Source organism: Lentzea tibetensis (assembly GCF_007845675.1).
Classification (GTDB): domain Bacteria; phylum Actinomycetota; class Actinomycetes; order Mycobacteriales; family Pseudonocardiaceae; genus Lentzea; species Lentzea tibetensis.
Genome location: NZ_VOBR01000069.1, coordinates 1 through 10,080 on the forward strand (window position 1 = coordinate 1; position 10,080 = coordinate 10,080).

At 69.1% G+C, this 10,080-nt stretch carries 8 protein-coding genes; 5 read left to right on the forward strand and 3 right to left on the reverse strand.

Annotated elements, in window-relative coordinates; genetic code table 11:
* The first annotated feature begins 344 nt into the window (after window positions 1-344).
* The 4 genes from FKR81_RS42720 (at window position 345) to FKR81_RS42735 (ending at window position 5,474) form a co-directional block, all read left to right on the forward strand.
* Window positions 345-1,874, forward strand: a complete 1,530-nt coding sequence (locus FKR81_RS42720; protein ID WP_146361276.1) for an amino acid permease — start codon at window positions 345-347, stop codon at window positions 1,872-1,874.
* 61 nt (window positions 1,875-1,935) lie between these two features.
* Entirely contained in the window at window positions 1,936-3,699 is a 1,764-nt protein-coding gene (locus tag FKR81_RS42725; RefSeq protein ID WP_146361278.1) for an alpha-L-fucosidase, read from the forward strand.
* Window positions 3,700-3,709: 10 nt separating this feature from the next.
* A complete protein-coding gene (locus FKR81_RS42730; protein WP_146361280.1) occupies window positions 3,710-4,165 on the forward strand; it encodes a MarR family winged helix-turn-helix transcriptional regulator in 456 nt (151 codons plus the stop codon).
* Between the two features lie 58 nt (window positions 4,166-4,223).
* The gene (locus tag FKR81_RS42735; protein ID WP_186763517.1) at window positions 4,224-5,474 is read left to right on the forward strand and encodes a glutamate mutase L; all 1,251 of its coding nucleotides are present in this window, start codon (window positions 4,224-4,226) and stop codon (window positions 5,472-5,474) included.
* Here FKR81_RS42735 and FKR81_RS42740 read toward each other — a convergent pair.
* Genes FKR81_RS42740 through FKR81_RS42750 form a run of 3 tightly spaced genes read right to left on the reverse strand, consistent with a single transcriptional unit; the run spans window position 5,448 to window position 9,806 of the window.
* Window positions 5,448-6,278 (reverse strand): hypothetical protein, encoded by an 831-nt coding sequence (locus tag FKR81_RS42740; protein WP_146361284.1) that lies wholly within the window; start codon window positions 6,276-6,278, stop codon window positions 5,448-5,450. The two genes, FKR81_RS42735 and FKR81_RS42740, sit on opposite strands and share 27 nt — an antisense overlap.
* A gap of 4 nt (window positions 6,279-6,282) precedes the next feature.
* Window positions 6,283-7,413 (reverse strand): KAP family P-loop NTPase fold protein, encoded by a 1,131-nt coding sequence (locus FKR81_RS42745; RefSeq protein WP_146361286.1) that lies wholly within the window; start codon window positions 7,411-7,413, stop codon window positions 6,283-6,285.
* Window positions 7,410-9,806, reverse strand: a complete 2,397-nt coding sequence (locus FKR81_RS42750) for a hypothetical protein (RefSeq protein ID WP_186763518.1) — start codon at window positions 9,804-9,806, stop codon at window positions 7,410-7,412. Before FKR81_RS42750 ends, FKR81_RS42745 begins: the two co-directional genes overlap by 4 nt.
* Window positions 9,807-9,931: 125 nt before the next feature.
* Between FKR81_RS42750 and FKR81_RS42755 the strand changes: the two genes are divergently transcribed.
* Window positions 9,932-10,080: adenosylhomocysteinase (locus FKR81_RS42755; RefSeq protein WP_146361288.1), on the forward strand; the 149-nt coding region annotated here is incomplete at its 3' end.

A 10,080-nucleotide genomic window follows, 5' to 3' on the forward strand; every position in this document is an offset into this window, starting at 1 on the left:
GGGCATTACGGTGAGACACGAGAGCCTCCGGCTGGTGTGGGTCCTAGACAAGCCACACCCCAGCCGGAGGCTCTCCTTACGTCAACACCTGCCCGCCGCTACCAACGTCCTGGCCAGATACACCTAGGGCGCGTCCGGCGGGGCGGCGACGGGTTATCGAGGCCGCCGCGCCAACCCTGACCGGCGCCGGTTGATCTTTATGAAGGGAGCATTCATCAAGCTCAGGTTGATGAATGCTCCCTTCATAAAGATCAACAATGGGTGGGGCGGCGAGATGGTGTGGCCGATCGCTGGAAGGTGTACCTCTAGGGTGGGCCGAACGGGTCAGAGCTCAAGGAGGACACGTGCCGGGGAACGGTTTGTGGCGCACCAAATCGATCGAGCAGTCCATCGCGGACACTGACGAGCCGGACACCAAACTCCGCAAGGACCTCACCGCCTGGGACCTGACGGTCTTCGGCGTCGCGGTGGTCATCGGTGCCGGCATCTTCACGCTCACCGCCAGCACGGCGGGCAACCTGGCGGGCCCGAGTGTCTCCCTGGCGTTCGTGCTCGCCGCGATCGCGTGCGCGCTCGCGGCGCTCTGCTACGCGGAGTTCGCGAGCACGGTGCCGGTCGCGGGTAGCGCGTACACGTTCTCGTACGCCACGTTCGGCGAGTTCGTCGCGTGGATCATCGGCTGGGACCTGGTGCTGGAGTTCGCGGTCGGGTCGGCCGCGGTCGCCAAGGGCTGGTCGATCTACCTCCAGACGGTGCTGAAGCAGATGGGCATCGAGGTCAAGACGACGGCCGTGATCGGAGGCATCGACGTCGACTGGGGCTCGCTGCTGCTGGTCGGCGGACTCACCGTGCTGCTGATCGTCGGCACGAAGCTGTCGAGCCGGGTCAGCGCGGTGATCACCGCGATCAAGGTCGCCGTGGTGCTGCTGGTGATCGTGCTCGGCATCGGCTACATCAAGGCCGAGAACTACAGCCCGTACATCCCGCCCGCCGCCGAGGGCGGCACCGCCGGATCAGGCTTGGAGCAGTCGCTGTTCTCGCTGATCACCGGCTACGGCGGCAGCACGTACGGCGTGCTCGGTCTCCTCGCGGCGGCCAGCCTGGTGTTCTTCGCGTTCATCGGGTTCGACGTCGTCGCGACGACGGCCGAGGAGACCAAGAACCCGCAGAAGGCGTTGCCGCGCGGCATTCTCGGCTCGCTCGCGATCGTCACCGTGCTGTACGTGGCGGTGTCGCTGGTGATCACCGGCATGGTCCCGTACGACAAGCTCAAGACCCAGCCGGACGGCACGCGCGCCACGTTGGCCAGCGCGTTCTCGGACAACGGCGTGGACTGGGCGGCGACGGTCATCTCGGTCGGCGCGCTGGCGGGTCTGACGACGGTCGTCATGGTGCTCATGCTCGGCCAGACCCGCGTGCTGTTCGCGATGTCGCGCGACGGTCTGCTGCCGCGCGGCCTGTCGAAGACCGGCACGCACGGCACCCCGGTCAAGATCACCGCCATCGTCGGCGTGCTGGTCGCGATCGCGGCGGGCTTCTTCCCGGCCGGCAAGCTGGAGGAGATGGTCAACGTCGGCACGTTGTTCGCGTTCGTGCTGGTGTCCGGCGGTGTGCTGGTGCTGCGCAAGACGCGTCCCGACCTGCCGCGCGGGTTCAAGGTGCCGCTCGTGCCGCTGGTGCCGATCCTCGCGATCCTCTCCTGCCTGTGGCTGATGCTGAACCTGACCGCGCTCACCTGGGTCCGGTTCATCGTGTGGATGCTGCTCGGCACGGTCGTGTACTTCGCCTACAGCCGCCGCAACTCGGTGCTCGGCAAGCGCGGACAGGCGGCGGTGCACGCCGAGCCCGTCATCAAACGCGACGAAGAGCCCTAGACATCGGATCTCTGCTCCTCCAAGCTCTTGGGTGCCGCCATGAGCTCAAGGAGGAGCGGAGATGCTCGGTGCCCTGCTCACGGCACTGCTGATGGTGTTGCCACTGGCCGGTCCCGGTACCAACCACGCGGTCGATGATCCGTTTACATCGGAGCGGACGAGCTGGTACCGGGACGCCAGGTTCGGCATGTTCATCCACTTCGGCGCCTACTCGCACCTCGAGGGCGAGTACAAGAGGTCCGACGGGTCGACCTGCCAGGACGCCGAGTGGATCTTCAACAAGTGCAAGATCCCGGTCGGTGAGTACGAGAAGCTCGTCAAGAACTTCAACCCGGCCCAGTTCGACCCCAAGGCGATCGTCGGCACCGCGAAGGCGGCCGGCCAGAAGTACATCGTGATCACGTCGAAGCACCACGACGGCTACGCGATGTGGCCCACGAAGGTCAACAAGTGGAGCCTGCGCGACCACTCGTCGTTCGACAAGTCCCGCGACGTCCTCAAGGAGCTCAAGGCCGAGGCGGACCGCCAGGGCATCAAGTTCGGCCTCTACTACTCGACGTGGGACTGGCACGACCCGGACGCGCGCAGCACCGCGAACTTCTCCCGCTACAAGGCCCGCATGCGCGCCCAGCTGGTCGAGCTGATGGACAACTACGACCCGGCGCTGCTGTGGTTCGACGGCGACTGGGACACCAACAACCCGGCCAACCCGTGGACCAAGCAGGACGGCGCGGAGCTGGAGTCGTTCCTGCGCTCGGCCTCCCCGGACATGCTGATCAACAACCGCATCTCCAAGCGCGCTCCCGGCGTGAAGGAACGACGCGTCGTCGACGGTGACTTCGGCACGCCCGAGCAGACGTTCCCGTCGGCGCCGATCGAGGGCCAGCTGTGGGAGTCCTGCATGACGATCCCCACCAAGTGGGGCTACGCCAAGTGGGACACGAAGCTCAAGGACAGCAAGACCTTGACCCGCAACCTGATCGACATCTCCAGCCGCAGCGGCAACTACCTGCTCAACGTCGGCCCGGACAAGCTCGGCCGCATCCCGGCCGGTGAAGCGGATCGGTTGCGCGCCATGGGTTCCTGGCTCGGTTCGCACGGCAGCGCCGTCTACGGCGCCGGTGCGTCCGGTTGGGTCGCCGACCCGGCGTGGGGCGCGGTGTCGCAGAAGGGCGACAAGGTCTACCTGTCCGTGTACGACTGGGCGAACTCCTTGCACCTCAAGGTTCTGGAGAACTTCGACGTGCTGTCGGCCCGCGTGCTGGGCTCACCGCAGACCGTGTCCGTGACGAAGGCGGGCGACGGCTTCGACGTGAAACCCAGCGGCGCCAAGACGAACGACGTGGCGTCGGTGATCGAGCTGACCGTCCGCGGCGAACAGGCCGCTCCGGTGGGAACGGGAACGGGGCTGGCCGCCGAGTACTTCCCGACGGCGAACTGGACCGGCACACCGGTGCGCCGCGTGGAGCCGTCGATCAACTTCGCCTGGCGCTTCGACGGTTCGCCCGCGACGACCATCGGCCCGGACAACTTCTCCGCGCGCTGGAGTGGTTTCGTCCAACCACGATTCAGCGACACCTACACGTTCACCACGGTGTCCGACGACCTCGCGAAGGTCTGGGTCGACGGCAAGCTGGTCGTGGACGCCTCGGCACCGCACCAGGTGCGCCTGGACAAGGGCACGATCGCCTTGCAGGCCGGGCGGAAGTACGCCATCAAGGTCGAGTTCGCGGAGACCAAGGGCGAGGCCTTCATGAAGCTCAACTGGTCCAGCCCGAACCTCTCGCAGCAAGTCGTGCCCTCGGAGCAGCTGTACACCAACTAGGGTCCGGTGCATGGGTGACGCGAGATGGCTGTCTGATGAGGAGAGCTTCGCCTGGAGCAACTTCGTCCAGGCGTACCACCTCCTCGAACGGCAGATCGAGCAGCAGCTGCAACGCGACTCGGGCCTGTCGCACGCGCAGTACAACGTGCTGGTCGTGCTCTCGCGTCAACCCGACCACCGGATGAGGATGACCGAGCTCGCCCGCCGCGTGGTGGTGTCGAAGAGCTCGCTCACCTACCAGATCGGCAAGCTCGAGCAGGCCGGACTCGTGCGGCGCGAGCCGCACGAGTCCGACGAGCGCGGCATCGTCGCGGTGCTCACGCCGTCCGGCCAGTCGGCGCTCGAGTCGGCCGCACCCGGCCACGTCGAGACCGTGCGCACCTTCCTGATCGACCTCTTCTCGCCCGAACAACTGGAGTCGCTCGGGACGTGGATGGAGGTCGTGCGCGACAAGGCCGACATCTAGCGCCTCGGCAGGGTGAGGATTACCGGCACGTGCGCTTCGTGCAGGTAGCTTGTGCCAGGTGATTCTGTGCCTCGACGTCGGGTCGACGTGGACCAAGGGCGCCCTGCTGTCCCCAACGGGCGAGCTGGTGGCGACCGCGCAACACCCGACGACGCAGGGCGAGGTGCTGGACGGCATCGACGCGCTCGGCGCGTCGCTCGGTCCCTACGACGAGATCCTGGCGTGCTCGTCGGCGGGCGGCGGCCTCAGGCTGGCGGTGGTGGGTCAGGAGCGCGTCGTGAGCGCCGAGGCCGGGTACCGCGTGGCGCTCTCGGCGGGCGCCCGCGTGGTGTTCGTGTCCGCCGGACCGGTGGACGTGCGCGCCCTGCGCGACTCACGCCCCGACCTGGTACTTCTCGTCGGCGGCACCGACGGCGGCGACGAGTCTGTGCTGCTCGACAACGCCAGAAGACTGGCCAAGGTCGCCATGCCGATCGTGCTCGCGGGCAACGCGTCCGCGCAAGAAGAGGCGCTGGACATCTTGTCCGGCCGCAAGGTCGAGGCGACGGCGAACGTCCTGCCCGACGTCGGCGAGCTCAACCCGGACCCTGCCCGCCGCGCGATCCGCTCCGCCTTCCTCCAGCACGTGATCGGCGGCAAGGGCCTGTCGCGCGGCCCGCGCTTCCGCAACCTGGTGCGCGCCGTGACGCCGGACGCGGTGCTGGCCGGCGTGTCCAGGCTCGCCGCGCAGGACCGTGAAGGCGCGGTGGTCGTCGTCGACGTCGGCGGCGCCACGACGGACGTCTACTCAGCGGTGTCCACTGTGGACTCCGAGGGACTGGAGCGGACGGTCGCCCTGCCACCGGACCGGCGCACCGTCGAAGGCGACCTCGGCATGCGCTGGTCCGCGCCCGGTGTCGTGGCCGAGGCGCTGGCCGAACGCCTGATCACGGACGCGACAGAACTCGAAGGCGAGGCGCGGAAACGCGCGGAGGACGTGGCCTGGATCCCCGACGAGCCGTCGGTGGACCTGAAACTCGCCTCACTGGCCGCGATCCTGGCCGTTCGCAGGCACCTGCGCCTCGTCGACGACCAGCTGGGGCCGCAGGGCGCCGGGCTCCTCGTCCTGTCCGGCGGGGTGTTCCGGCACGCGCCGTCCGTCGCGGTCGTGGAGGAGGCGTTGCGCGCCGACCCGGTTCTCCGGCCGATCCTGCGCACCGCGCGGGTCACCGTGGACGAGAACTACGTGCTCGCCCCGGCGGGCCTGCTCGCCGAGACAGGCCGGACCGAGGTGGCGGACGGCCTACTGGGTAGCCACTTCCCCGTCTGACGTCGCGCCGCGCGGCAGCACGTGCAGCAGTTCCTTGATCACCGGGCGGAGCGGTGGCGACGACAGCAGGAAGCTGCGCTGCTCGGACTCGCCGTCCCCCATCTCGCGCTCCAGCTGACCCAGCACGTCCGGGTTGCGCACGATTCGCTCGACCAGGTCCGGCCACTTCTCGTTCAGCAGCACCCACTTCGCGACGTGCTCAGGAGTCACCGGCGACTCCTTCGCCAGCAGGCCGCGGCTCGACATCACGAGCATCGCGAACCGGACCTGGTTCACCAGCCGCTTGGCCTCGCGCGCGTTGGTGGGGATCCACTCCAGGGCGACCTGCTCGGCGCGGTCCATCAGCACCGGCTCCTCGCGCAGCCGTGCCAGCCGCTGCCGGGCTTCCTCGTCACCCTTCTCGGCGGCCTCGATGAGCTCTTCGACAACGGGGTCGGCGTTCTCGCGCGCCGCCCTTCTCGCTCTCGCCAGACCACCACCGACCAGCACCGCGACCGCGGCACCGAGTGCCAGCAGGTAGTCGGAGAACTGCGGCAGGACGACGGTGATGGGCTCCGCGTCGACCCACGAGCGGAACGTGTCACCGAGGCCGTCCAGAATCCCGTCACCCCACTTGATCAACGCGAACACGGTCAAGCCCAGGAAGAGGAACCCGATGAAGCCGGCCAGGCTCTTGTTCTCACCGAACAGGTACTTCAACCCGATCACGCCGATGATCACCGCGGCCAGCGGTGCTGCGAAGTTCCTGATGTCGGCCGCGATCTGACCGCCGTCGGCGGCCAGCAGGACGTGCAGTGCGCTCACCGGTTCACCCCAGGAAGAACGTGCGGATCAGGAACGCCACGAGCAGGACCGCTACCGCGTAACCACTCGCGATCGCGTAGTCGACCAGAGCCGGCCGCTGGACGCCCGCGCTGAACAGGTTGGCCCGCCGGCCGAACGCCCGCACCTTCGCGAGGAGCTGCGACTTCGTCAGGTGGCTGGACGGCTTCTTCGTCAGGGTGCGCCTGACCATCGCGCGGATGGCGTCCGGCTCGCCCTCGGGGAGCCGCAGCTGGAGCTGGACCAGGCGCTGCAGGTACTTCCGGTCCTGCTGCACCGCGGTGAGGTCCGGTGCGTGCGGCGTGCCGACGAGCACCGCGACCACCCCCTCGTGGTCCAGCAGCTTGCCGACCGCGTCGCACAGCTCCATCGCCCGTCCGCCCGACCCGCGGTCGACGTCGTCGACGACGATGAGCAGCCGCCGCTTCCCGCGCAGGGCCTGGCTGACCAGCCTCGCGAGCTCCGTGCGCACGGCGTCCATGCCGCCGCGAGCCGCTTCCTCGCGGGGACTGGCGACGAACCGGGAGAACGCGCTGGCCGTGTTGAAGATCCTGCTCACCGCGAACCAGAACAGGGCGGTCAGCAGTGCTCCGGTGGCGATGCCGCCCGTCCCGATCGGCTTGGCCGCGTTGCCCGCCATCGCCTGCAGCAGCTCACGGCTCGACGGCAGCGCGACGACCGCGCCCGCGAGGATCCCGGAGAAGACACCGATGAGGATCTGGCGGCGCCACCCCGACGCCGGTGAGACGAGCGACGTCGCCACCGGGTCGATCAGCCTTCGCCACCAGCGCCGGTACGGGTTGATCTTCTTGACCACCGCGCTCGCCAGCGCGACACCCGGCTTGGGCGCGTCCTCGTGCAGCGACGCGTTGAACCAGACCACGATGGTCTTCTTCTCGAGCTTCCGCTCCACCAGGCGCATCAGCGAGGTCTTGCCGGAACCCCACGGGCCCTGCACGGAGATGGTCAGCGGGGTCTCGGTGCGCGCGTCGCTGATCAGCTCGACGAGTGCGGCCGCATAGGACGCGTAGCCGAGGAAGTCCTCGTCGTCGCTGCTGATCGGCCGGTCGGACACGGGCCGGACACGCCGGTACCCGTCTTCTGCCGCACTCGTCATTGCCCGTCCGGAACCGCGGTCGGCGCACGCCGGGCAGTGGGCAACGACGGACCGTCGGGGGAGTCGACCTGAGCGAGCCCGGCCGCGATCGCGACAGCCCGGTCCCACTCGGGATCGGACGTGTAGTCGGAGTGCGCCCGCACCCCGGAAGCCCACCGCCGCCCGGGAAACGGCCCCCGCTGCGGATCAGGCAACCAGTGATCCCCACCCAGAACAAGAGCCCCGGTAGGCCCGCGCAAAGCAGGCGACAACGCCCCTTCGGACCCGTCAGGCCGATACCCGACCCCGAGCAACATCCCGTCGTAAACCTGCCGCTGCCACGTCATGACGGCCCCACCAAGCGGATCGGTGCCCCGGCACAACGACCGCCACCGCCCGTCCAACCCACCGGCCAGCCGGGCCAGCGAAGCATGCGGCACCACAGCGGGAAACGCCCGCGGATAGGCCCACTGCAGCTGCGACCCGGCGGTCACGAGCCCGATCCGCTCCCGGTCGTGCGGAGGCAGCTCCTCCAGCAACCGGGCAGCGGCAACGGCAACGAGTAAAGAGCCCTGACTGTGCCCGCACAGCACGACCCGAGTCCCCGGATCACGCAGGTGGTCACGCACGCGCGACACCAGCTCGGGCACGACCTTCAGCGCATAGCAGGGCGGCACAACGGGATGCGCCTCACGCGGCCAGAACCCGGCCAGGTCGGTCATGATCCCGAGCCGACGGCCGGACTCGGGCTCCCGAGCCGCCAGGTACACGGCCCGCAGCAGCCACACGGCCAGAAAACCAAGAGCGCCAACGCCGACGGCCGACAGAGGACGCACCCACGACACCGGGTCGACCTCGCGCAAGCGGAGCCACGCGGCCGGCACCGTGCCGGCCACCAGGACGAAGGCGACGATCATCAGCATCTGGTGGCCGTGGTTGCGTTCCCAGCGCGCCCACCACCACGCGCGCGTCGCCGAGCGGAGGTCGCGCGGACGGCCCGCGTGCAGTAAAGACGCTTCGCGCGCCCACAGCTTGCCGCGGCGGAAAGCGCGCCACCGCAACGCACCCGTCATCGAAGCGACGGCCAGAGCGCACAGCAGGGCCAGCACACCGGCGACGCCCCACAGCAGCGTGATGTAGTCGTACCCGCGCGGCAGCACCATCCCGGCGCCCAGCGCCTTGCGCACGGTCAGCGCGACACCGGCGCCGAAACCGCCACCCAGAAGGCCTGCCACGGCCATCATCGGCGCCGCCATCCAGCCACCGGCCCACGGCCGCAGCTCGCGTGGCAACGACTTCCAGGAGCCTCGAGCGAGGAGAGCGGCCGGAATCAACAGCAGTCCGAAGAGGACGGACACGAAAGCCATCAGGGAAGCCACGATCTGCACGGTCGTGTCCGCGCCGTGCACGCGGGAAGGCAGCTGCTTCAACAAGAAGACCGAGACGACCACCAGCAGCAGCGACAACACCAACAGCACGCGCCGTGGTGCGGGAGCGAGTGCCGCGCGCAGCCAGCGGCCACCGCGGTGCGGCTGGCCGCCGGTCGGGTCGTCGAGCAGCAGCACGCCGAGCACGCTGATGCCGAGCAGCACGAGCGACGCGACCCACGCGACGGTCAGCGCGAGCCCGAGGCCGCCCGCGGGCACGACCAGCTGTCGCAGCGGCCCGCCCAGCGCGATCAAACAGGCCACGGCGAGCGAAGCCACGATGTGCAAAGTGCGCAGCGAAGGGGTGTCCGGGTCGGTCGCGACGTGCGCGCCGGGCAGGCCGGACGGCTCCTGGTGCTCCTCTTCGGACGCGATGGCGAGCTCACGGCGTTCGATCCGCCAGTCGACGTGGGACACCCTGCGGAGCACGAAGATCAGCAGGACGACCGGGAGGAACGCGACGGAAGACCGCAGCCACGGCAGCGAGCGCACGTCGAGCGGCACGCTCTTCAGACAGGCCGAACCGGGCGCGAGGCACTGGCCGGCGACCAGGTCCATGCTGATCACGGACACCTGCGCGATCAGGAGCAGGGTCAGCAGCAGCGCGAACACCCGCAGCAACGATCGCAGCCCGAGGCCGACGACGTGCGCGGGCAGGCGTTCGGGGACCGGCGGCAGCATCCAGTGCGCCACGTTGGCCAGGCTGAACGGGAACAGCAGCGCCCAGGTCGCCTTCGCCCAGCCGCCGGAGGTCATCCCGCCCCACATGTAGCCCTCGACGACGCGCGGCACCGGCCTGCCGTCGGCCTGCAGCATCGGGCCCGGTGCCGGGCGGCGCAGCCGGTCGGCGGGCCGCACGATGCGCCCGACGCCGTCTCCGGCCACGTCAACGGCGGCGACGGCGTCGACCAGCGACTGCGGCGTCGTGCCCTGCACTCCGTGCACCCGAAGCTCGACGACACGTGTGTCCGGGCCTGGGATCAGCACGGAACCTCCTCATGAAGCGGTCCGGCCATAGTGGTGCATTCGCGCGGATCTGCCGGAGACCCCGGAGGATCGGCGTGGCGGACGGTAGGGTCGCTTGTAACCCATCGTGCCTGGAAGGACCTTCGATGACTGCCGAAAGGCTGCAAATTCGCAACGGCGTCGACTTCGCGGTTGCTGACCTCTCGCAGGCCGAGTTCGGCCGCAAGGAGATCCGGCTGGCCGAGCACGAGATGCCCGGTCTGATGGCGCTGCGCCGTGAGTACGCCGAGGTGTA